This window comes from Flavobacterium branchiophilum NBRC 15030 = ATCC 35035 (genome assembly GCF_002217205.1).
Classification (GTDB): domain Bacteria; phylum Bacteroidota; class Bacteroidia; order Flavobacteriales; family Flavobacteriaceae; genus Flavobacterium; species Flavobacterium branchiophilum.
Genome location: NZ_MUGT01000035.1, coordinates 91,397 through 114,916 on the forward strand (window position 1 = coordinate 91,397; position 23,520 = coordinate 114,916).

Genomic DNA, 23,520 nt, shown 5'->3' on the forward strand with positions numbered 1-23,520 from the left:
TATTTTAATCTACAATATCATGTAGATATGAATTATTTTTTCTGATTTGAATATCGTTGTTGCTGTCTGTTCCAAAAGAAGTTCTTGATATTTGATTGTTTGTGTTTTTATTTGTCAAATCTACATCATACCTTTTGTAAGCAGGTTCTTTTTCCAAATCTTCAATTTTTGTTACATTATTATTGAATTTATAATTAAATTCTTTTAATTTTTTGCGATGTTCATCAGAATATTTCAACTTCATCGCATCGGCTATAGACAAATCTGTTGGCGAAACGCTATCTTTAGACAGGTCGAGCTTTTCAAATTCTTCATCCAAAACCACCTTTTTCAAGGTAAAATTCAATCCTTCTTCAACGGGTGTTTTAACTTCTTTTTCAACTGGTTTAGAATTGTTCAACTCATTTTCCAATTCCATATATTCTTCCAAAGAATACCTTACAATACCGTCTTTTGGAGTTGCGCTACCAATTGTATCGAGAGTAGGCAATTTGTCCGTTGATTTTGTTGTGTTTTCAGATAAATCATACTTTTTAATGGCAATGGGCTCGTTCAAATGTTCCATTGAATTAGGAGCAACATTGTCAAACAAAAAAGTAATTTGTTCCTCTTCATTTACAACTATTCGATTCGACTCTTGTTTTTCAATAGGAGCAACCGAATTTGAATCATGATTTATATTTGCAAAATTAATATTATTATCTGAAATATCAACTATTTTTGAAAGAAGATTATCGTTTTCAATAAATTTTTTATTCAAATCTTGATTAATAAATTCCTCTTTTTTGGAAACAATAGGGTTTTCAAGAGGATTATTGGTGTCAAACATGACCACCGTTTTTTTTTGAGATAAATCTTGAATCAAAACCTGATCGCCTTCCAAAGCATGAATGATTTTTTTAGGTTCGGTGTTTACAATTTCGTGCTGCTGTTCGATGTCAAAACCAGTAGCAATAATAGTTACCGCAATGGCATCGCCCAAGTTTTCGTCTTCGCCAACTCCCATAATGATGTTGGCATTATGGCCTGCTTCTTCCTGTATGTGGTCGTTTATTTCGCCAATTTCGTCAATAGTTATTTCGGTTGTTCCAGAAACGATAAGCAACAAAACGTTTTTAGCCCCTGTAATTTTATTGTCATTAAGCAAAGGAGAATCTAAAGCAGTCGTTATGGCTTCTTTAGCTCTGTTGTCGCCTGTTGCAGTAGCCGAACCCATGATGGCCGTGCCACTATTAGACAACACGGTTTTAGCATCTTTCAAATCGATGTTTTGGGTATAATGGTGTGTAATTACTTCCGCAATACCTTTTGAAGCTGTAGCCAAAACTTCGTCTGCTTTTGAAAAACCAGCTTTAAAACCAAGATTTCCATATACTTCTCTTAATTTGTTATTATTGATAACAATTAAAGAATCTACTTCTCTTCTTAATTTTTCGACTCCAATATTAGCTTGCTCAATTCTTACTTTTCCTTCAAAAAGAAAAGGAATTGTAACAATTCCAACCGTAAGAATATCTCTTTCTTTGGCCAATTGAGCAATAATTGGTGCTGCACCAGTACCCGTACCACCGCCCATTCCAGCGGTAATAAAAATCATTTTGGTATTGGTATCTAGCATTTTTTCGATGTCGCTAATACTTTCGATTGCCGATTGCTGTCCAACATCTGGATTTGAACCAGCACCAAGACCTTCAGTAAGGCTCACACCTAATTGAATTTTGTTTGGCACTGGGCTGTTTTGTAATGCTTGTGAATCTGTATTACAAACAATAAAATCAACGCCATTGATACCTTGTTTAAACATGTGGTTGATGGCATTACTGCCACCGCCCCCTACCCCAATCACCTTAATGACATTGGATTGATTTTTTGGCAAATCAAATGCTATATTTCCAAATTCTGAGTTGCTTGTCATAATATTTGGTTTTTATTTTTTTAATACAAATTTTAAATTATTCAGCATTTTCTAGAAATTCTTTTATTTTTTCTACGTAATCCCTAAAAGATTTTCTTATTTTTCTTTCTGTTGTTTCTACCTCAGCCACTGGTTTTTCTAATATTTTTTCAGGCACTTCTTCTACTATTGGTGCTGGTTTTTCTGGGGCTATTTTTACAAATTCTGCAGCTTTTTTAGCAGCTGCCAAATCTTCTAATTTAACCGCACTAACCGTATTGTTTTCCACACTGTTTAATACAAGTCCTACTGATGTGGCAAACAAAGGCGAAGAAATTTGTTCTGGCGAATTTCCAGACAAATGCTCGTTTGGATAACCAATTCGGGTGTGCATACCCGTAATATATTCTACCAATTGTTTGATATGTTCTAATTGAGCACCGCCACCCGTTAAAACAATGCCTTCTATTAATTTTTTTCTAGGCTCTTCATAACCATAAGCTTTTATTTCATTAAAAACCAAATTAATTATTTCGTCAACTCTTGAATTGATAATTTTAGAAAGATGTTTTTTTGAAATTTCTTTAGGTTCTTTTCCTCTTAAACCAGGAATCGAAACGATTTCATTTTCTCTATTTTCGCCAGGCCAAGCCGATCCAAATTTTACTTTCAACAATTCTGCTTGTTTTTCTACGATAGAACAACCCGCTTTAATATCTTCCGTAATAATATTGCCTCCAAAAGGGATTACGGCAGTATGTCTGATAATTCCATCTTTAAAAATAGCCAAATCGGTAGTACCGCCACCAATATCTATTAAGGCAACTCCGGCTTCTTTTTCGTCCTGGCTCAAAACGGCATCGGACGAAGCAAGCGGTTCCAATGTAAGCCCAGACAATTGAATACCAGTACTTTGTATACATCTACCTACATTTCTGATAGATGCAGCTTGTCCTACCACCACATGAAAGGTAGCTTCCAACCTGCCTCCAGACATGCCAATAGGTTCTTTGATACCACTTTGACCATCTACAATATACTCTTGTGGCAATACATGAATGATTTCTTCGCCTGGTAGCAAGGCCAATTTATTTACTTGATTGATAAGTAATTGAATGTCTTTATTGCTAATAACTTCTTCAAAATCGGGTCTGATTATATAGTCGCTATGTTGAATACTACGTATGTGCTGTCCCGCAATTCCTACAACTACATCTAAAATTTTGTAACCAGATTTTGTTTCCGCCTCACTTATAGCTTCTTGTATTGACTTGATAGTTTGTGTAATATTATTTACAACTCCTCTGGCTACTCCCAAACTTTTAGCCTTGCCAATACCTAGTATTTCTAGTTTACCATATTCATTTTTTTTGCCAATCATGGCTACTATTTTTGTTGTACCAATATCTAGACCAACTGCAATGTTTTCTGTTTTCATATTCAACATTTTATTTAGTACACACAACTTGTTGCGTAAATTTTAAATTTATTTTATTATATTTTTTTATAGTGCTATCCGAAATTGCTTTTTGAAAAAAAGCTTTATAATTTTTAAATTTACGCTCAATATTGATCGCATTCCCAAATTCAATATCAAAATTATAATTTCGATTTGTCATTATCAATCCATTTTTAGGCATCAATTTGATGCTGGTAATGTTTTTTTTCAAAAAATCATCATCATAGATGTATTTTAAAACACTTACAATTTCTGGATTTTTTTTCCAATCTAAATTACCTAAAAATATAGGAACCCTAGCGGTATAAGTACTTGTCAAAGGCATTTTAGTTCCTTGATAATCAATGTAAAATGAGCCGTTATCATCAAAAACCCTTACAACAGGAATTTTTTGTTTTACTTTGGCTTTCAACTTTCCATCGATACTTACAAAAACATCTGCTTTCTCTATAATAGCATTCTTATTCAATTCAGATTCCAAATCGCCCAAAATTAATCTAATTTTTTGAATCTCGCTAGTATTTTCGCATTTTTCTTTCAACAAATTTTTTATAGTTTTTTTCTTAATAAAAACATTGTTTTCTCCCACAAACTCTATTTCCGTTTCCTCAATTTTTCTTTTATTATTTTTAATCACTGTAAATGAATATAAAGAAATCAAAGCTAAAACCGCCAATACCAATCTGATATTTTCATTATTTCTGATCTTCATTTGTTAGTTTGTTTATACTTAATTGTGATTTAATTTCAGGCACCAACTCTCCAATGTCGCCTGCTCCTATGGTAACAATAATTCTGTTTTTTGTAGCTAAAATTTCCGAAATTAAATGTTTTTTATCTATTAATCGGGCATTTTTAGAAGTCATTTTGCCTAATAACCATGCAGACGTTACCCCTTCCATAGGCAATTCACGGGCAGGATATATATCTAACAACAATACTTCGTCAAAAGCATCTAAACTTTTTGCAAATTCATCTACAAAGTCATGTGTTCTACTAAACAAATGAGGCTGAAAAATAGCCAAAACTTGATCATTTGGATACAACTCTCTAACAGCTTGATGCACCGCATTTATTTCTGTTGGATGGTGGGCATAATCGTCTATATATACTCGTTTTTCATGTTTGATTTGATATGAAAACCTTCTTCTTATGCCTTTAAAACTAGCTAAGGCTTGGGTAATTTTATCGTTAGAAATCCCATACGTTTTAGCCATTGCAAGTGCTGTTAGGGCGTTCATCAAATTATGCTGACCAGGCAAAGCAAATTTCAAATTTGTAATAAATTCGGTTGGCGTTTGAACATCAAATACATAATGTTCGTTTTCAATTCTAATATTACAAGCTGTATAACCACTATGCGAAACTTGATTTGAATATTCTAAATGTAACGACACACCAGCTAGTGGAACGCCACTTGGGATAAATAAATTATTTTTATCCGTAATTTTATCAGCAAATTCTCTAAAAGTAGCTTCAATTGCGTTTTTATCTCCATAAATATCCAAATGATCGGCATCCATAGACGTTACACAAGCCACGTTGGGATGCAAATGCAAGAAAGACCTGTCAAATTCATCAGCTTCTACTACGGTAACGGTTGCCCCATTGCCAATCAAATTGGAATTATAATTTTCTACAATGCCGCCTAAAAAAGCGGTAACATCTACACCACTTTCAAATAAAATATGTCCCAAAATACTTGAAGTGGTTGTTTTGCCATGAGTGCCCGCTACTGCAAAACAATAAGTGTCTTTTGTAATAATTCCTAAAACTTCGGCTCTTTTTTTGACGTTAAAATTACGTTCTATAAAATAATTCCATTCAGCATGAGAAATAGGAACAGCAGGCGTAACGATAACTAAAGTGTTTTCAGGATAAAAATCGGTAGGAATTGCATCAATATCATCTTCAAAATGAATGTTTATTCCATTGTCTATCAACTCATTAGTAAGCATGGTTGGGGTTTTATCATAACCACAAACTTTTTTTCCAATGTTTTGAAAATAACGAGCTAAGGCACTCATACCGATGCCTCCTATACCAATAAAATAAACGTTTTTAATTTGATTCAAATCCATGAATTATAATATTTAGTAATTATTTTTTTATTAATTTTATTATTTCAGAAACAATATCTTTAGTAGCATGAGGTTTGGCTAATTTTTTTATATTGTCGCTTAATGTTTTTTGTAGTTGATAGTTGCTAACCAAGTCTTTAAAAACAGCTTCAAATTGGTCGTTCAATTCCTGTTCTTTCAACAAAATAGCCCCATGCTGTTGCACAATAGCTTGAGCATTTTTGGTTTGATGGTCTTCGGCAACGTGTGGCGAAGGAATAAAAATAACAGGTTTTCCAACCAAGCATAACTCTGATACAGACGAGGCACCAGCCCTTGAAATCACAAAATCAGCAGCAGCATAAATCAAATCCATTTGATCTATAAAAGCTACTACTTGAACGTTTTTACCATTGTTGTATTTTGTATAAGTATCAAAATTTACTTTACCACACTGCCAAAATATTTGTATGTTTTGGTTAGTAATAAAATCCAACTCTTTGGCTATCAAATCATTAATACGCTTAGCCCCCAAACTACCACCCAATACCAATAACGTTTTTTTATTGGGATCTAAATTGAAATGTGTCAAGGCTTCTTGTTTTTTATTATCCACCTGCAACAAATCCTGACGTACTGGGTTGCCTGTTAAAACCATTTTTTCTTTTGGGAAAAAACGTTCTAATTGATTGTAAGCCACACAAATAACATGGGCTTTTTTGCTTAATAATTTATTGGTAATACCCGGAAATGAATTTTGCTCTTGAATTAAAGTTGGTATTCCAGCTTGGTTGGCCATTTGTAACAACGGACCACTTGCAAAACCTCCTGTTCCAATGACAACATCTGGCTTGAATTTTTTGATAATTTGTTTAGCCTTCCAAAGGCTTTTTAGCAATTTGAAAGGAAACAGCAAGTTTTGAAATGTGAGCCGTCTTTGCAAACCAGCAATCCACAAGCCCTCTATGTCATAACCCGCTTGAGGTACTTTTTGCATTTCCATTTTGTCATTTGCACCAACAAATAAAAAAGTGGCTTTTGGAAAAACACGTTTTAATTCGTTTGCAATTGCAATTGCAGGATAAATGTGACCACCTGTTCCGCCACCGCTCAAAATAAAACGGGGCGACGCTATTTCATGTGTTTGCATTGGTGTAGTTGGTGTAGTCATGGTTTATATTTTTTTTGGATTCAAAATGGGGTTCATTGGGTTTTCCGAAGTATCTACAATGTCATAATCCGTCAATTGATCTTCATTTTCTTTTACAATTTGTTCGTCTATCAATCGTTTAAGGCTGGCTTCTCGCCTTTCTTTTTCTTTTAATTCTTCTATAATTTCTTCTTCTTTTTTGGTAACACTCAAAATAATCCCTAATGCAATACAAGTCATCCAAATAGAGCTTCCACCACTGCTAACAAGCGGTAACGGCTGACCTGTTACTGGAAATAATTCTACGGCCACGCCCATATTGATAATGGCCTGAAAAATCATGGGAAAACCAAGTCCAATGACTAACAATTTTCCAAAAAAAGAATTGGCTTTTTGAGCAGCAACAATAAACCTAAAAAACAAAAGCATGTAAATAAACAATATTCCAAGTCCGCCAATCATGCCATACTCTTCTACAATAATGGCATAAATAAAATCTGAGGATGATTGTGGTAAAAAATGTTTTTGCACACTTTTTCCTGGTCCTAAACCATAAATTGTTCCTGAGGCTATAGCTATTTTAGCTTTTTCTATTTGATAATCATCTTCGCCAGGCTTGTCGGTAGTAAAATTTTCTATCCTAGAGATCCAAGTATCTACCCTATTGGGAAATGCATTTGGAAAAGTTTTTGCCAAAACCATAAATGACACAAGAAACAAAAAACCGCTTCCTAAAATGATTCCTAAATATTTTAAAGGATAATGTCCTACGTAAGTCAGCATCAAAACCATTGCAAAAATAAGTGCCGCAGTAGATAAATTGGCTGGCAAAATAAGCATTAAGGTAATACCAACAGGAATCCACAAATCTATAAATGAATCTCTAAAAGTAAAAGCTACATCCTTGTTTTTGGCTAAATAACGGGCAACAAATACCATCAAAACTATCGAAGCCAAAGTGGATGTTTGAAATGTAATGCCTACAAATGGAATTTTGATCCATCGGCTGGCATTAGCACCAGCAATAACTGTACCATTGAGCAAGGTATATACCAACAAAAACCATACGATGATCAATGCAAATTTTGACAAGCCCCTATAATAATGATAAGGCACTTTTTGAACCCAAAAAATAATGATAAACCCTAAAAATATATGGACTAAATGCGATATTAAATATCCAATAGTACTTCCTGTTCCGTGATTCATATAGGCCAAATTGCTACTTGCACTAAAAACAGGCATAAATGAAAAAATGCCCAAAAGTGCTACAAACGACCAAATGCCTTTATCGCCTTTTAACTTGGATATTAATTTTTTCATTTTACTTTAATTTTAATTAGGTAATAATATTCTCAACAATTAATCAGACTACAATATACAATTTTTAAAAATTTGCTTGTTTTTATTTATAAATTAAAAAATTATAATTGGTGTACGGCTTCTTTAAATTGTTTTCCTCTGTCTTCATAATTTATAAACAAATCAAAACTAGCACAAGCTGGAGCTAATAAAACCACATCGCCTTTTTCTGAAAATTGTTGTGCTAGTTTTACTGCATCAGACATTTTATTGGTTTCAACAATATCATCTACTACATCGCCAAAAAAATCGATAATTTTCCGATTGTCTTTTCCAATACAAACAATGGCTTTCACTTTTTCTCTTACAAGTGGCATCAATTCGGCATAATCATTGCCTTTATCTTCGCCGCCCACAAGCCAAATGATAGGATTTTTGATGCTTTGAAGCGCAAAAAATACCGAATTGACATTGGTGGCCTTGCTGTCGTTGATGTATTGAACTTGATCCACTTTTTTTACGGGTTCCAATCGATGTTCTACCCCTTCAAAGTCAAACATGCTTTCTCTAATAGTTTTCTTTCTGATATTCAACATATTAGCCACAGCAGATGCTCCCATAGCATTTTTTAAATTGTGGTTTCCTTGCAAAGAAATTTCTTCAATACTCAACGAAAAATGATCGTTATCTAAATTTATGTTCATCATATTGTCTTTTATAAATGCACCGTTTTCAAATGTTTTGGTTAGCGAAAAAGGTATTAATTGTGCTTTGGTTGTATGTTTTGAAAGCCAGTTTTGAATGGCCAAATCATCGGCATCAAATATCAAGCAATCGGTTTTCGTTTGATTTTTGGTTATTCTAAATTTTGAAGCAATATAATTATCATAATTATAATCATATCGGTCCAAATGATCAGGACTTATATTCGTAATAATGGCAATATCTGGTCGATAATTTACAATGCCATCTAACTGAAAGCTACTTAACTCCAATACATAATAATCGAACTGATTTTCTGCAACTTGCCAAGCAAAACTTTTTCCAATATTGCCTGCCAATCCCACATTTAAACCTGCTTTTTTCAAAATATGGTAGGTTAGTAATGTGGTGGTGGTTTTACCGTTAGAGCCTGTAATTCCAATTGTTTTCGCATTTGTATAACCAATTGCAAATTCTATTTCAGAAACAATCAAAACATTTTTTTCTTTTAAAGCCTTAATAATTGGGGCTTTATCTGGTATTCCAGGACTCTTCATCACCACGTCGGCCTGTAGTACCTTGCTTTCTGTATGTCCGCCATCTTCAAAAGGAATTTTATTTATTATAAGTATTTCTTTGTAATTTTCTTTGATTTTACCAAAATCAGACAAAAAAACATCAAACCCTTTTTGCTTTCCTAATATAGCTGTACCAACACCGCTTTCACCGCCTCCTAAAATTACTAATTTTTTCATGATTTATATTTTTTTATATAAATTTACCTTAATTTTAGAGTAACAATCGACAAAGTAGCTAAAATGATGGCTACAACCCAAAATCGAGTTACAATTTTACTTTCATGATATCCTTTTTTCTGATAATGGTGATGCAATGGCGACATTAAAAAAATTCTACGCCCTTCGCCAAAACGTTTTTTGGTATATTTAAAATAACCAACCTGTAAGACTACAGAAAAATTTTCGGCTAAAAATATACCGCACAACAACGGAATTAACATCTCTTTTCTTACTGCGATTGCTAAAACTGCAATAATACCACCAATAGTTAAACTACCCGTGTCGCCCATAAACACCGAAGCTGGATAGGAATTGTACCATAAAAAACCAATTAATGCCCCCGCAAAAGCGGCTATAAAAACGGTCATTTCCCCAGATTCTGGTATGTACATGATATTCAAATAATTAGAAAAAATAATGTTTCCAGATACGAATGTAAACAAGCCTAAAGCAGTAACCGAAATGGCCGAGGTGCCTGCTGCCAACCCATCAATTCCATCTGTAAGATTGGCTCCATTTGAAACGGCTGTTATGATAAATATCACCACAGGAATAAATATGAGCCAAGCCCATTTTTGATATCCGTCTCCTAAAAAAGAAAGGATTTCTGCATAATCAAATTCGTTGTTTTTGAAAAACGGTATAGTAGTTGCAGTTGATTTTTCATAAACAGCCGCAGTTCTAACGTCGCTTTGTGTTGTGGAATAACTAATTTTGGGACTTTTAAAATCATTTCTAATGGTTACATTAGGATGAAAATACAATACTGACCCCACAATAAGACCTAGTCCTACTTGTCCTAAAACCTTGAATTTACCTTTCAACCCTTCTTTATCTTTTTTAAATATTTTGATATAATCATCTACAAAACCAATAGTTCCCATCCACAATGTTGTAACAATTAATAAAACTATATATATATTATTAAGTTTTGTGAATAATAACACGGGGATTAATGTAGCTAAAATGATAATCAGCCCGCCCATAGTAGGTGTTCCTGCTTTTTGTGTTTGACCTTCCAAGCCTAATTCTCTAACCGTTTCGCCTACTTGTTGATTTCTCAAAAAAGTAATAATTCTCTTGCCATAAATTGTAGAAAATACCAATGACACAATAAAGGCCAAAGCCGATCGAAAAGTAATATACTGAAATACTCCCGTTCCTGGTACGTTGAGTGTTTTATCTAAATATTCAAATAAATAATAAAGCATAGTTTTGTAGTTTAATTGGTTTTTAGTTTAAATTCTTCATTTATTTTAAAAATTCTGAGACTATTTTCATATCGTCAAAATCGTATTTAACACCCATAATTTCTTGATATGTTTCGTGTCCTTTGCCTGCAATAAGTATAATATCGCCAGGTTTTGCAAAATTACAAGCAGTTTTGATGGCTTGTTTTCTGTCTAAAATAGACATGAATTTATTAAAATGCTGTGGAGCCACCCCTTTTTCCATGGCTTCGATGATGCTTTGAGGGTCTTCTGTTCTTGGATTATCAGAAGTTATAAAAACGGTATCGCTCATTGCTGTAGCTATTTGGGCCATCAACGGGCGTTTGGTAGTATCCCTGTCGCCTCCACAACCTACAATTGTAAATAATTTTTCGTTTTTTGTACGAATATCGTTAATGGTTTTCAATACATTTTCCAAGGCATCGGGCGTGTGAGCATAATCTACAATGGCCGTTATTTGATTTGCCGAAATCATATATTGAAATCGTCCCGAAACACTTTCTAATTCAGACAGGATTCTTAATGTTTCCATTTTGTCTAAGCCCAAAGCGCTAGCAGTACCAAAAATGGCTAACACATTATAAGCATTAAAAGTACCTATCAAGCGTACCCATACTTCATTATCATTAATAGTAAGTAACAATCCAGCTAATTGATTTTCAAGTATTTGAGCTTTATAATCAGCCAAAGTTTTAAGAGAATAACTGCGTTTTTGGGCTTTGGTGTTTTGCAACATTACAGCACCATTTTTGTCATCGATATTCGTTAATGCAAATGCTTTTTGAGGCAAATGGTCAAAAAAGGCTTTCTTAACATCTCTATATTCTGCAAATGTTTGATGGTAATCCAAATGATCATGGGTCAAATTGGTAAAAACACCCCCTTCAAAGCACAGGCCCTCTGTACGTTTTTGATGGATACCGTGCGAACTTACCTCCATAAAACAGTGGGTAACACCCCGAGAAACCATTTCATGTAAATACTTATTGATCGTAATAGAATCTGGCGTGGTGTGTGTGGCTTTGTACTCCTGCTGATCGACCATAATTTTTACTGTTGAAAGCAAACCTACCTTATAACCAGCCTTTTGAAACAATTGGTATAATAAAGTTGCGATAGTGGTTTTGCCATTTGTGCCCGTAATACCAACTAATTTTAATTTTTCTGAAGGTTTTTCATAATAATTAGCCGCCATTATGGCCATGGCCTCATTAGTATCAGGCACTTTGATATAAGTAATATTTGAAACTAATTGATCAGGAAAAACATCGCATACAATAGCAATAGCCCCCATTTGAATGGCTTTGTCAATAAACGAATGCCCGTTTGACAAACTCCCTCTTATGGCTACAAACAAATCGTTTGCGGCTATTTTTCTTGAATCAAATTCTATTTGTTCAATTGACACCTCATCAACACCAATTAAACTGTCGATTTTTACATTTTCTAATATTTTATTTAACAATTTCATGACAATTCAAGTGTTATTGTGGTATTTTTTACAATTGCTGCTCCTGGTGCTATCGATTGATGTTTGACTTTTCCTACTCCTACTATTCGAACTTTAAGCCCCAAATTGCCCAACAATGCAACGGCATCCATACCAGGCATTCCTGCTAAATTTGGGATTTTTTTAGGTTTATTTTCTAATTTTTTAAAATATTTTTCGTAGCTATTGTTTTGTTTTTCAATAGGTTTGTCAATTGTTTTTACAGTATTGGTTATTGGTGCATCTGTAAATATTTTTTGAGCAATTCTTTTAAAAACAGGCCCCGCTACATCAGCTCCATAATAATTATTGCCTTTTGTATTGGGTTTATGAATAACCACTATACAAGAATACTTTGGGTTTTCGGCAGGAAAATAGCCCACAAACGACGAAGCATAATATTTATTTTGACCACCGTTTTTAGAATAATTAACTTGAGCCGTTCCTGTTTTGCCAGCCATCGAAAAATCCTTGGAATATAAGGCAGCAGCAGTCCCTTTTTTTACAACGTTTTGCAATAATACTTTTAAAATTTTTAATGTTTCGTCTGAACATATTTTAGGATTGATAATTTCCGTATCAAATTTTTTAATTGAGTTATCCCATTCTTTAATTTCTGACACAAACATTGGCTTGATCATTACACCATTGTTTGCCACTGCATTATAATAAGTTAAGGTTTGCAAAGGTGTAATAGACACGCCATATCCAAAAGCCATCCAAGGCAAAGACAAATGTGACCAACTTTTTTCGTTGGGTTGTGGCAAATAGGGTTTGCCTTCGCCTTGAAAAGGTAAGTTCAATTTTTTGTTCAATCCGTAGGCCAACAAATGGTCTATATATTGCCAAGGATTGTTCTTATAATTACTATAAACCGCTTGTACCATTACCGTATTGGACGACAATTCAAAACCCTCTGCCAGACTAATTTTACCGTACCCGCCCTCATGAGAATCTCTTACTTTTTTTCCTCTAAAACTAATTTCGCCTCCATGTGTGTCAAAAATTTTACTCGTATCTACTTTTTTATCTTCCAAAAGCGTCATCATATCAGCTAATTTATATGTAGAACCTGGCTCGTGCGATTCGGCAATAGCATAATTGATGCTTTCAAAATAACTGCCGTCCGAGGCTCTACCTAAATTTGAAATGGCTTTTACATGTCCCGTTTGGGTTTCCATAACCACTACACACCCGTGGTCTGCTTCATATAATTCCAATTGCTTGAGCAAGGCATGGTGGGCAATATCCTGAATATAAACATCTATAGTCGAAATGACATCATAGCCATCTACAGGGTCTATTTCATTGACATCTCTAATAGGTTTCCATTGACCTTTTGCTATTTTTTGTTTTAAAATTTTACCGTCTTTCCCGTTCAAATAATTCCCAAAAGCCCCTTCAATACCCACTTTCAACAGTTCACCATCATGGTCAAATCGTTGGTATCCAATGGTTCGTTCTGCAATTTCGCCAATGGGGTGTTCTCTTACTGTTTTTTGTTCTACAATGATACCTCCTTTATAAGCTCCCAATTCAAATAATGGAAATTTTTTAACCTTCATATAATCAGAAAAACTCAAATTTGAAGCCACCAACAAATACCTGTTTTTATCTGTTCGAGCATTGCGAAGCATGGTTTCTACATCGTTGCCATTTTTGTTGAGCAATCGAGCCAAAGCATCTGCAAGTCCTTTGACATTGGCCTCAAAAACAGTAGCTTTTGGAGCCAATGCATCAAAACGAATGGTATAATTAGGGATAGACGTGGCTAACAAACTGCCATCTGCCGAGTAAATATTGCCTTTATTGGCAGGAATTACAAACAATTTTACGGTTCTTTCCTTGGCCAATTCTCTATAGTAGCTGCCTTTGATCCATTGGATATAGAAAATTTTGTACACAATGCCTATTGATATCATCACGACCAATAAAGCAACTATGTACATTCTATTTCTAATATTTTTACCTTCTAATTCCATAATTTAGAAAAAAAACCTTTATCTTCTTGCTCTTCTACTTGAATTTTTACGGGTGGCACCGTTGCTGGAAAAATTTGTTTCTGCTCCATTTTTTTAGAAATGGTCGATTCCATTTTGAGTTTCATCAACTCCGAACGTCTATCTACAAACTCCGAACGCAACTCTTTTACCTCGTTTGACAAATCAATAATTTTAAAAACTTTTTGTTCAAATCGTTGTGTATTGGCAATCATAATTAAGGCCAATACAATTAAAAATGCAATAAAACGCCAATTTTTTGTAGCATTGGCATCTTCATTAATTAAAAATCGTGCTTTTAATATGCTATAAATTCCTTCGTTCATGTTGTTTTATTTTTTTTCTGCTATTCTCAATTTGGCACTTCTGGCCCTATTATTTTGTTTGATTTCCAAATAATCTGGAACAATTAATTTGCCAATACTTTTAAACGGCATACTGCTATTTCCAAAAAAATCTTTTTCGGGTTCGCCCTCAAATATGCCATTTTTCATAAATCGTTTAACCAGTCTGTCTTCCAACGAATGATACGAAATGATGCTCAATCGACCCGTTTGGGGTTTTAAGATTTCAAGTGATTGTTCTAAAAATTCTTTTAAAACTTCAATTTCTTGATTGACTTCAATTCGAATGGCTTGGTATATTTGTGCCAAAATCTTATGACTTTTATGACTTGGCAAAAATTTACTTAATACCTTTTTCAATTGCTCTGTGTTTTTTATGGGTTCAATGGCTCGAGCTTCTACAATCGTTTTGGCTAATATACCCGCATTCGTTAGCTCTCCATAAGTAGCAAAAAGCTGTTTCAAAGCATTTTCGGTATATTCATTTACAATTGTATATGCAGTTAAGTCGCTTTTTTGATTCATTCTCATGTCCAAAGTGGCATCAAAACGAGTAGAAAACCCTCTTTCTGGCACATCAAATTGATGAGACGAAACCCCTAAATCGCCTAAAATCCCATCTACTTCCTTGACACCATAAAAGCGTAAAAATCTTTTTATAAATTTAAAATTTTCGGGTATCAATGTCAAACGTTCATCATCAATGGCATTGGCCAACGCATCTTGATCTTGATCAAAAGCAAACAATTTCCCGTTTGGGCCTAGCCTATTTAAAATTTCTTTGGAATGACCGCCACCGCCAAAAGTGATGTCCACATAAATGCCGTTGGGCTTTATGTTGAGTCCGTCTATTGATGGATGAAGTAAAACAGGGTTATGATATTCCATTGATTATTCGTTTAAATTGCTCATTACTTCTTGTGCTAGTTTTGCAAAATCAGACACCGAATCGTCTATTGCTTTTTCGTACAAATCTTTATCCCATATCTCTATAATATTTACAGCAGAAGACAGTACAATCTCTTTTGAAAATTGACCAAAAACCAATAAATCCTTTGGAATAAGCAACCTGCCCAATCCATCGATGTCAATCATTTTGACACCTGCCGAAAAACGGCGAATAAAGTTATTGTTATCGGCACTAAACTTGTTTAATTTGTTGATTTTTTGCATCATTTTGTTAAATTCTGCCATAGGATACAACTCTAAACACGTTTGAAATACCGACCGTTTGAGTACAAATCCATCTGCAAGAGTGCTTGCCAATTGCTTTTTTAGGGCATTGGGCAAAATAATACGACCTTTGTTGTCGATTTTACACTCATACGTTCCGATAATGGACTCCACTTTTTTTGCAAATTAAAGATATTCAGCAAAATTAATAAAATAAAATCCACAAACCACCACATAAATACACTTTGTTAATAAGTTTTGACCCGTAACGCCACTTTTGCAACAAAATATGGTATTTTAACATTGCATTACGTGGGTTTGAATTGAGGCTGGCTCTTTTTAAACACCATTAAAAAACATAAATCAAAACTTTACATATTAAAATATTATAAAATTATACTTAAAACAGTGCTTTGCATTTTGAAATTGTGAATAAAAAATAGAAAAAAAATAATTTGAAAATTTTTATTTCTTAATAAAGTCTTATATTTGTGAAAATTGAAAATAAAGCACTTTTGAATGGAAGAACACTTTAAAAAAGAAGGAAGGTACCGTTTTTATGAAGCGGGTGAAGGAGCACCAATTGTTATTTTGCATGGTTTGATGGGCGGTTTGAGTAATTTTGATCAAGTAGCCCAGCATTTTTCAGCCAAAGGCTATCGTGTCATTATTCCAGAATTGCCTTTATATACTCAAAATTTGTTGAAAACAAATGTAAAAGCGTTTGCAAAATATGTGAAAGACTTTATCACTTTCAAAAAATTAGATCGGGTAATTTTATTAGGAAATTCTTTAGGAGGGCATATTGCTTTGTATCATACAAAAATGTATCCCGAAAAAGTGGCTGGGCTTGTCATTACAGGAAGTTCAGGACTTTATGAAAGTGCTATGGGCGATAGTTATCCAAAACGTGGCGACTATGAGTATATTCAAAAAAAGGCCGAAGCTGTTTTTTATGACCCAAAAATAGCCACCAAAGAAATTGTAGATGAAGTATTTGCCGTTGTAAACGATCGTATCAAAGTGATCAAAACCCTTACGATTGCCAAAAGTGCCATCAGACACAATATGGCAAAAGACTTGCCAAAAATGCACGTAAAAACCTGCTTGATTTGGGGCAAAAATGATGCCGTTACACCACCAAGTGTAGCCGAAGAGTTTCATAAACTAATGCCAAACGCCTCTTTGTATTGGATAGACAAATGTGGACATGCAGCCATGATGGAACACCCACAAGAGTTTAACGAAATTGTAGAAAAATGGTTGATTGAAAATCATTTGTAAAAAATATCAACATATCAATATAAAAAATCCCTTTCAATATCAGAAAGGGATTTTTTATTAATTTAGTTTGAAATTGACTTGTAGTTTTTCTAACTCACTCAATAAGTTGCTCGAAATATTGATTTTTATTTTGCGGCTATTCATGTCTAATTTTGTTATTACTTTAACCTCTTCTACTTCTTTGGTTGTAGTAGTTTTTGTAGGAATCAATATAACATCATCGTCATCTGCTGCTTCGTCTTCTACAACCACCTCGTCATCATCTGTGGTATCTAAATTATCTGAAGCTACTTCTACTATAGTTTTGACGGTTTCCATTTCTAATACTTCAAAAGCAATCGTATTGTCGCCTTGATTATTTTGAATGATTTGCCACAAACTTTGAATAATTTTTTCGTTTAATTCTTTGATATTCAAATATATAATGATTTTTTTTGCAAAACTCGACAATACATCTTGAAGGTATTGAACGGCCAAAAACTGGATTCGAGGTTCGGCTTTTGCACCTGTTTCTTTGTTGGTCCAACCTTCTTTTACTGAAATTTTGATAAATGTAAAATTGTTTGGAATAAAAAAATGTCTGAATTTTAGATATTCTTCGCCAAAAATTTTAAACTCGTAACTGTCGTCATACCCTTCTAACGAAAAAATGCCCCAACCCTTTCCGTTTTTGGTGGTTTTGTGTTGCACATTGGTAATAATGCCGCCAAAAGTAAGTTGCTTGTTAAGATGCTGGTCTAAATTTCGTAGGGTTTCAAACTTTGAATTACAAAAATATTGCATTTCAAATTTAAAATCGTCCAGCGGATGTCCCGAAATATAAATACCCACTACATCTTTTTCTTTAGCTAATTTTTCCATTGTACTCCAATCTTCACACGTTGGTATAGCAGGTTCTGCAATAGCCATATCGCTAGAATCGCCAAAAAGACTTACTTGAGAAGCATTTTCGTTGTCTTGTGCTTTGGCACCAAATCGGATGGCTTTTTCATAAAATGCTACACCATCGCCTTCGTCTTGAAAATACTGTGCTCGAGTAACCCCTTCAAAAGAATCGAATCCGCCAGAAAGTGCTAGGTTTTCAAAAGCTTTTTTGTTTGCAGCCCTCAAATCAATTCTTTTGGCTAAATCAAAAATAGATTTGTAACGGCCTTTTTTTCTGTTTTCGACTATGGTTTGAACGGCATTCATGCCTACCCCTTTTATGGCTCCCATGCCAAAACGGATGGCATAATTTTCGTTTACTGTAAATTTATAAAAACTTTCATTTACATCGGGTCCTAAAACTTGAAGCCCCATTCGCTTACACTCTTCCATAAAAAACGAAACCTGTTTGATGTCGTTCATGTTATTAGACAGTACTGCGGCCATATATTCTGCAGGATAATTGGCTTTCAAGTATGCCGTTTGATAAGCCACCCAAGCATAGCAAGTAGAGTGCGATTTGTTGAAAGCATATTCGGCAAAGGCTTTCCAGTCGTTCCAAATTTTTTCTAGTTTGTCTTTCGCATGCCCTTTTGCCATGGCTTGGCTGATGAATTTAGGTTCCATTTTGGCCAAAACATCAATCATTTTTTTTCCCATAGCCTTTCTCAATACATCGGCATCCCCCTTTGAAAAGTCGGCCAATTTTTGAGACAAAAGCATTACTTGCTCCTGATATACCGTGATTCCATAAGTATCTTTGAGCAACTCTTCGCAGTCGTCCAAATCATATACAATAGGTTCTTCGCCATTTTTACGCTTGATAAAACTGGGTATGTAAGCAATTGGGCCTGGTCTATACAAGGCGTTCATGGCAATCAAATCGGGAAAAACGGTTGGTTTTAATTCCTTCATGTATTTTTGCATACCAGGACTTTCATATTGAAAAATACCAACAGTTTCGCCTCTTTGAAATAATTCATACGTTTTCAAATCATCTATAGGAAAATCATCAGGATTAATGTCTTTTCCTGTTCGATATTTGATTAATTTTACGGTATCTTTTATTAAAGTAAGGGTTTTCAAACCCAAGAAATCCATTTTGAGCAAGCCAGCACTTTCTACAACCGAGTTATCAAATTGAGTTACATACAAATCAGAATCTTTGGCTGTAGAAACGGGTACAAAATTTGTAATATCGTCTGGTGTAATAATAACCCCACAAGCATGTATTCCTGTGTTTCGAAGGTTACCTTCCAAAATTTTAGCCTGTTGAATGGTTTCGCCACCCAAATCGTTGTTATTGGATAGACCAATAAGCTCTTTGATTTTGTCAAACTCTTCTGGTCGAAGTGCTTTTTTGATGGCCGCTTCGTCTTCCTTTAAAAAGCGAGCCAAATTCCATTTTGATGGCATCATGCCTGGAATTAGTTTGGCAATTTTATCGGCTTCAAACAAGGGCAAATCCAATACTCGTGCCGTGTCTCGAATGGCCGATTTGGTTGCCATTTTTCCGTAAGTAATAATTTGAGCTACTTGTTTTGAACCGTATTTTTTGATTACATAGTCCATCACGCTGCTGCGGCCTTCGTCGTCAAAATCGATATCAATATCGGGCAACGACACACGATCGGGGTTTAGGAAACGTTCAAAAAGTAAGTTGTATTTGAGTGGGTCGATATTGGTAATTTTTAAGCAATAAGCCACAACCGACCCAGCTGCCGACCCCCTTCCTGGACCAACAGAAACCCCCATTTCTCGAGCTGCTGCGATAAAATCCTGAACAATCAAAAAATAACCTGGATAACCCGAATTTTCTATTGTCATAAGTTCAAAATCGAGTCTATCTCGAACCTCATCGGTAATTTCGGCATACCTTAATTTGGCTCCTTCATAAGTAAGGTGCCTCAAATATTGGTTTTCGCCCCTTTTACCTCCATCCATTTGATCTTCTGGCACCAAAAACGCTGTTGGAATTTCAAACTTTGGCAACAATACTTCTCTGGCCAGATTGTATATTTCTATCTTGTCAACTATTTCCTGAATATTTGCAATAGCTTCAGGCAAATCTGCAAACAATTTTTTCATTTCGTCCGAAGACTTAAAATAATATTCTTGGTTGGGTAACCCAAATCGATAGCCCCTACCCCTTCCAATTGGCGAAGATTGTTTTTCGCCATCACGCACACACAATAAAATATCGTGTGCATTGGCATTTTCTTTTTCTATATAAAAGGTGTTGTTTGTAGCAACTAGTTTGATGTCGTGTTTACGAGCTAGTTTGATTAGGGTTACGTTGACTCTATTTTCGTCTTCTTGATGGTGCCGCATCAATTCGACATACAAATCGTTTTGAAACTCGTTTTTCCACCAAATTAGGGCCTCTTCTGCTTGGTTTTCGCCCACATTCAAAATTTTGCTTGGCACTTCGCCATATAAATTTCCTGTCAATACAATTAGGTCTTCTTTGTATTTTTGAATCAATTTTTTATCAATTCGAGGCACGTAATAAAAACCCTCTGTAAATGCAATAGACGATAATTTGGCTAAATTGTGATAGCCTTTTTTATTTTTGGCCAATAACACTATTTGAAAACCATTGTCTTTGACACTTTTGTTTAGATGGTCATCGCACACATAAAATTCGCATCCTACAATAGGTTTCATGATAACCTCTGTTGGCATTTCGCCATTTTCGAGAGCCGCTTTATTTTTGCTTTCGGCTGATTTATTATGTGCCAAAATATCTCTTACAAAATGAAAAGCCCCCATCAAATTATTATGGTCTGTCATGGCTACTGCGGGCATTTTTTGGGCTGCAGCCGCTTTGACAAGTGCAGGTATGCTAATAGTAGATTGCAAAACCGAAAATTGGGTATGATTGTGCAAATGAACAAACGGGATGTCGGCTAAAATTTTGGTGTTTTCAGACAGGGTTTGTTTAGAAACTACTTGAGCTTTTGTTCCTCCTTGTGCCTGTCTAATGGCTTCCGATGCTTCTTTTAAATTAAGGTGTTTGAGTCCAAGCGCTGCAATTTCGGTCGTATTATAATTTTGAAAATCTCGAAAATAGCCTACTTCAACTTCGAGCTCTTCTTTGGTAAAAATTTCCCTACGGATTAATTCAAAAAAACAACGGGCAGTAGCCTCCACATCGGCAGTTGCATTGTGTGCTTCGCCAAAAGGTGTTTGAAATAAATATTGGTGCAACTCTGTTAAAGTGGGCAACTTGAACTTGCCGCCACGGCCTCCTGGAAGTTTGAGTAATGCTGCGGTGGTTTCGGTACAAGTGTCTAAAATTGGCATACTACTCATTGGCGAGGTGATACCTGCACGATAAAATTCGCAACCCATAATATTGACATCAAAACCTAGATTTTGACCAACAATAAACTGGGCTTTGCTTAAAGCAACATTAAAATGTTCAAGCACAACAGCAAGAGGCACCCCTTGTTGTTGGGCTAAAGCTGTTGAAATTCCATGCACTTTTTCGGCATCATACGGAATGTCAAAACCGTCTGGAGCTATCAAAAAATCTTGGTGTTCGAGTATTTTACCCATCTCGTCATGCAATTGCCATGCTATTTGAACGCATCTTGGCCAATTGTCTGTATCAGAAATTGGTGCTCCCCAACGCTTTGGTAAACCAGTTGTTTCAGTATCGAAAATTAAATACATAGCTAAATTGTTGATTTTGAATGATAAAAAAGTTTTTCTTTTTTGGAAAATAGGTTTTCAAAAATAGTGTTTTTTTGTTGGTTTGAAACTAAATTATGACAAATTGTTTCATTAAAAATGATTTGCTCATCAACAGACTATCGATCTATAGATTCAAACTAGCCCCAGGTGTAATTTCCATTATGTTTATAATTTACAATACACTAATTATTTGTCTCAACTCAATAAATTTTATCCAAAGTAAAAGATTTTTTTTTATAAATTTACATTTTATTTATATGCAAAAAAAGAAAGTAATACTACTAATTTCATTTCTCTTACTAAAATTTCATATTTTATTAGGACAGAATAGTTATAAAGTAGAATCCATAAAACCTACAGACGAATTACTTTCAAATACTATTTTTTCAACTATAAAAATTAATAACTATTTATATATTTCTACGCAACGAGGAATTTCACTATTCGACGGATATAAATTTACAAATAACAGTTACACTAAAAATGTTTCAAACAATTTACTTTTTTCAAACAAACAAATCTATTTTTTTGAAGATGGAGTAGGTATTCAAAAAATGAATTCGATATATAGTAAACCTACAAAATTAGTACCTATTAATTTTCAAGATAGTAATCCGAATAATAATCAATATGATTATTTATACATAGATCATGACAAAAAAATTTGGTTTTCAGAAATTAATTATATCCTTTTTTTAAATCAAAAAACCAATAAAATACACACTTTTTTAATAGATAAAAATAGAACAAATACTATTATAAAAACCGCTCATTTTGAACCTAATAAAAACGAGGTTTGGATTAGTTGCCATAAAGGCGTTTTCATTTGGAATAACACAACCGAAAGTTTAAAAAAGCATCCAAATCAAGTATTAAATAAAAATATACTTTCTTCAATTTTAATAAACAATATGGCTTATTTCCTTACATCTGAAGGAGATTTAATAGAATATAACATAGATACAAACATAGCGAATTGTATCAAAATTAGTAAAACATCCAATTATTATTCAATTGCTACATCAATTTCTAATAATCAAGAAATTATTTTGTATGGTTCAAACGAGATTTTGAGTTATAATTTTCAAACAAAAGAAAGGAACATTATCTATAATTCAAATTATTTTATCAATCATGTTTATTTTGATAAAGAAACCAAGCAAATTTGGGTTTCAACAATTAATGGTTTGATCAAATTGAATAACAATTACAATGCAATTGAAAATCTTATTATTCCAAATGACAACCTAAAAACAATAAATACAATAGAAGAAGACCCAAACGGAAATATTTGGTTTAGCAACCAATCGAACATCATTTATTTATACAAAAATAAAGTTTATAATACATTTTTATTACCCAAAAATACCATTTGCAATACTATTTTATACAAAAAAACCAACTTGATTATTGCAACCAATACAGGTATTTTTTTATTAAAAAATAATTTATTTAAAAAAATAATTACTACTAAATACAATGTAAAAAAGATTGAACTTGACGATAAAAACCAGCTATGGCTTATGCCTGAAAAGGGTAAAATAGAAGTATTTGATTTTATTTCGTTGCATAAAAAAAATGATTTTGTTAAAAACGATACCAATTTTGGTATTGATAATACTTTTAATGACATTACAGAAGATAATAAAGGAAAAATTTGGTTAGCAAGCTGGACTCCAAAAGGCTTTGGTATCTGGTTTTTTAATGAAGAAAGCCATTCATTTGTGCAAATTAACGATTTAAAACAATTTTCGAGTTACTTACTTAGGAGCTACAATTAATTTCCATCCTACCCATTCGTGATTTATCATTCTTTTTATTAGATTATCAAAAATTGTTTCTTTATATATTGATCTATTTAATCGATAAAAATATTCGTTTAAATATTTTTGTAAATGATGTTTACTAACGTGAGTTTGTATTGTTCGTAATCCAGATTTTAGTTGTTGAATGATGTTGTTAATTTGTTTGAAATTTACCGTAGGTTGGCTTATTTCTTGTTTTAAATTTG

General features: G+C 33.8%; 17 protein-coding genes. 2 read left to right on the forward strand and 15 right to left on the reverse strand.

Annotated elements, in window-relative coordinates; all coding sequences use genetic code 11:
- Positions 1-4: 4 nt before the first annotated feature.
- The 13 genes from ftsZ to mraZ all read right to left on the reverse strand — a co-directional run bounded on the left by ftsZ (position 5) and on the right by mraZ (position 15,776).
- On the reverse strand, positions 5-1,915 hold the full coding sequence (gene ftsZ / locus B0A58_RS05000) for a cell division protein FtsZ (RefSeq protein ID WP_089080118.1): 1,911 nt from the start codon (positions 1,913-1,915) through the stop codon (positions 5-7).
- 37 nt (positions 1,916-1,952) lie between these two features.
- Positions 1,953-3,332 (reverse strand): cell division protein FtsA, encoded by a 1,380-nt coding sequence (gene ftsA, locus B0A58_RS05005; protein ID WP_165766294.1) that lies wholly within the window; start codon positions 3,330-3,332, stop codon positions 1,953-1,955.
- A gap of 10 nt (positions 3,333-3,342) precedes the next feature.
- Positions 3,343-4,065 (reverse strand): cell division protein FtsQ/DivIB, encoded by a 723-nt coding sequence (locus tag B0A58_RS05010; protein WP_089080119.1) that lies wholly within the window; start codon positions 4,063-4,065, stop codon positions 3,343-3,345.
- Positions 4,049-5,434, reverse strand: coding sequence for a UDP-N-acetylmuramate--L-alanine ligase (gene murC, locus B0A58_RS05015; protein WP_089080120.1), 1,386 nt, complete (start codon positions 5,432-5,434; stop codon positions 4,049-4,051). The genes B0A58_RS05010 and murC overlap by 17 nt, the downstream gene beginning before the upstream one ends.
- Before the next feature lie 19 nt (positions 5,435-5,453).
- Positions 5,454-6,548 carry an undecaprenyldiphospho-muramoylpentapeptide beta-N-acetylglucosaminyltransferase gene (gene murG, locus B0A58_RS05020; RefSeq protein WP_089080136.1) on the reverse strand — a complete coding sequence of 365 codons (1,095 nt, stop codon included), beginning with the start codon at positions 6,546-6,548 and terminating at the stop codon, positions 5,454-5,456.
- Positions 6,549-6,587: 39 nt separating this feature from the next.
- Positions 6,588-7,886, reverse strand: coding sequence for an FtsW/RodA/SpoVE family cell cycle protein (locus B0A58_RS05025; protein ID WP_089080121.1), 1,299 nt, complete (start codon positions 7,884-7,886; stop codon positions 6,588-6,590).
- Positions 7,887-7,987: 101 nt separating this feature from the next.
- On the reverse strand, positions 7,988-9,322 hold the full coding sequence (gene murD / locus B0A58_RS05030) for a UDP-N-acetylmuramoyl-L-alanine--D-glutamate ligase (protein ID WP_089080122.1): 1,335 nt from the start codon (positions 9,320-9,322) through the stop codon (positions 7,988-7,990).
- A gap of 23 nt (positions 9,323-9,345) precedes the next feature.
- Positions 9,346-10,575 carry a phospho-N-acetylmuramoyl-pentapeptide-transferase gene (gene mraY, locus B0A58_RS05035; RefSeq protein ID WP_089080123.1) on the reverse strand — a complete coding sequence of 410 codons (1,230 nt, stop codon included), beginning with the start codon at positions 10,573-10,575 and terminating at the stop codon, positions 9,346-9,348.
- A gap of 40 nt (positions 10,576-10,615) precedes the next feature.
- Positions 10,616-12,067: a UDP-N-acetylmuramoyl-L-alanyl-D-glutamate--2,6-diaminopimelate ligase gene (locus B0A58_RS05040; RefSeq protein ID WP_089080124.1), complete on the reverse strand. Its 1,452-nt coding sequence runs from the start codon at positions 12,065-12,067 to the stop codon at positions 10,616-10,618.
- Positions 12,064-14,067 (reverse strand): penicillin-binding protein, encoded by a 2,004-nt coding sequence (locus tag B0A58_RS05045; protein ID WP_089080125.1) that lies wholly within the window; start codon positions 14,065-14,067, stop codon positions 12,064-12,066. Before B0A58_RS05045 ends, B0A58_RS05040 begins: the two co-directional genes overlap by 4 nt.
- Complete coding sequence (locus B0A58_RS05050; RefSeq protein ID WP_089080126.1) at positions 14,058-14,411, reverse strand: FtsL-like putative cell division protein; 354 nt, start codon at positions 14,409-14,411, stop codon at positions 14,058-14,060. The genes B0A58_RS05045 and B0A58_RS05050 overlap by 10 nt, the downstream gene beginning before the upstream one ends.
- Before the next feature lie 6 nt (positions 14,412-14,417).
- Positions 14,418-15,317: a 16S rRNA (cytosine(1402)-N(4))-methyltransferase RsmH gene (gene rsmH, locus B0A58_RS05055; protein ID WP_089080127.1), complete on the reverse strand. Its 900-nt coding sequence runs from the start codon at positions 15,315-15,317 to the stop codon at positions 14,418-14,420.
- A gap of 3 nt (positions 15,318-15,320) precedes the next feature.
- Positions 15,321-15,776: a division/cell wall cluster transcriptional repressor MraZ gene (gene mraZ / locus B0A58_RS05060; RefSeq protein ID WP_014083292.1), complete on the reverse strand. Its 456-nt coding sequence runs from the start codon at positions 15,774-15,776 to the stop codon at positions 15,321-15,323.
- Between the two features lie 345 nt (positions 15,777-16,121).
- Between mraZ and B0A58_RS05065 the strand changes: the two genes are divergently transcribed.
- Positions 16,122-16,886: an alpha/beta fold hydrolase gene (locus tag B0A58_RS05065; RefSeq protein WP_014083291.1), complete on the forward strand. Its 765-nt coding sequence runs from the start codon at positions 16,122-16,124 to the stop codon at positions 16,884-16,886.
- 57 nt (positions 16,887-16,943) lie between these two features.
- Here the strand turns inward: B0A58_RS05065 and dnaE are convergent, their stop codons facing one another.
- Positions 16,944-21,488 carry a DNA polymerase III subunit alpha gene (gene dnaE / locus B0A58_RS05070; RefSeq protein WP_089080128.1) on the reverse strand — a complete coding sequence of 1,515 codons (4,545 nt, stop codon included), beginning with the start codon at positions 21,486-21,488 and terminating at the stop codon, positions 16,944-16,946.
- A gap of 278 nt (positions 21,489-21,766) precedes the next feature.
- Between dnaE and B0A58_RS05075 the strand changes: the two genes are divergently transcribed.
- Positions 21,767-23,290, forward strand: coding sequence for a ligand-binding sensor domain-containing protein (locus B0A58_RS05075; RefSeq protein WP_133063071.1), 1,524 nt, complete (start codon positions 21,767-21,769; stop codon positions 23,288-23,290).
- On the opposite strand, the gene B0A58_RS05080 is transcribed toward B0A58_RS05075, so the two are convergent.
- A partial coding sequence (locus B0A58_RS05080; protein ID WP_165766295.1) for a transposase occupies positions 23,270-23,520 on the reverse strand: 251 nt, incomplete at its 5' end. The two genes, B0A58_RS05075 and B0A58_RS05080, sit on opposite strands and share 21 nt — an antisense overlap.

Bases quoted from the DNA above. Each gene is read 5' to 3' on its own strand.
- ftsZ (WP_089080118.1), bottom strand. From the start codon at position 1,915: ATGACAAGCAACTCAGAATTTGGAAATATAGCATTTGATTTGCCAAAA.
- ftsA (WP_165766294.1), bottom strand. From the start codon at position 3,332: ATGAAAACAGAAAACATTGCAGTTGGTCTAGATATTGGTACAACAAAA.
- B0A58_RS05010 (WP_089080119.1), bottom strand. From the start codon at position 4,065: ATGAAGATCAGAAATAATGAAAATATCAGATTGGTATTGGCGGTTTTA.
- murC (WP_089080120.1), bottom strand. From the start codon at position 5,434: ATGGATTTGAATCAAATTAAAAACGTTTATTTTATTGGTATAGGAGGC.
- B0A58_RS05025 (WP_089080121.1), bottom strand. From the start codon at position 7,886: ATGAAAAAATTAATATCCAAGTTAAAAGGCGATAAAGGCATTTGGTCG.
- murD (WP_089080122.1), bottom strand. From the start codon at position 9,322: ATGAAAAAATTAGTAATTTTAGGAGGCGGTGAAAGCGGTGTTGGTACA.
- mraY (WP_089080123.1), bottom strand. From the start codon at position 10,575: ATGCTTTATTATTTATTTGAATATTTAGATAAAACACTCAACGTACCA.
- B0A58_RS05040 (WP_089080124.1), bottom strand. From the start codon at position 12,067: ATGAAATTGTTAAATAAAATATTAGAAAATGTAAAAATCGACAGTTTA.
- B0A58_RS05045 (WP_089080125.1), bottom strand. From the start codon at position 14,067: ATGGAATTAGAAGGTAAAAATATTAGAAATAGAATGTACATAGTTGCT.
- B0A58_RS05050 (WP_089080126.1), bottom strand. From the start codon at position 14,411: ATGAACGAAGGAATTTATAGCATATTAAAAGCACGATTTTTAATTAAT.
- rsmH (WP_089080127.1), bottom strand. From the start codon at position 15,317: ATGGAATATCATAACCCTGTTTTACTTCATCCATCAATAGACGGACTC.
- B0A58_RS05065 (WP_014083291.1), top strand. From the start codon at position 16,122: ATGGAAGAACACTTTAAAAAAGAAGGAAGGTACCGTTTTTATGAAGCG.
- dnaE (WP_089080128.1), bottom strand. From the start codon at position 21,488: ATGTATTTAATTTTCGATACTGAAACAACTGGTTTACCAAAGCGTTGG.
- B0A58_RS05075 (WP_133063071.1), top strand. From the start codon at position 21,767: ATGCAAAAAAAGAAAGTAATACTACTAATTTCATTTCTCTTACTAAAA.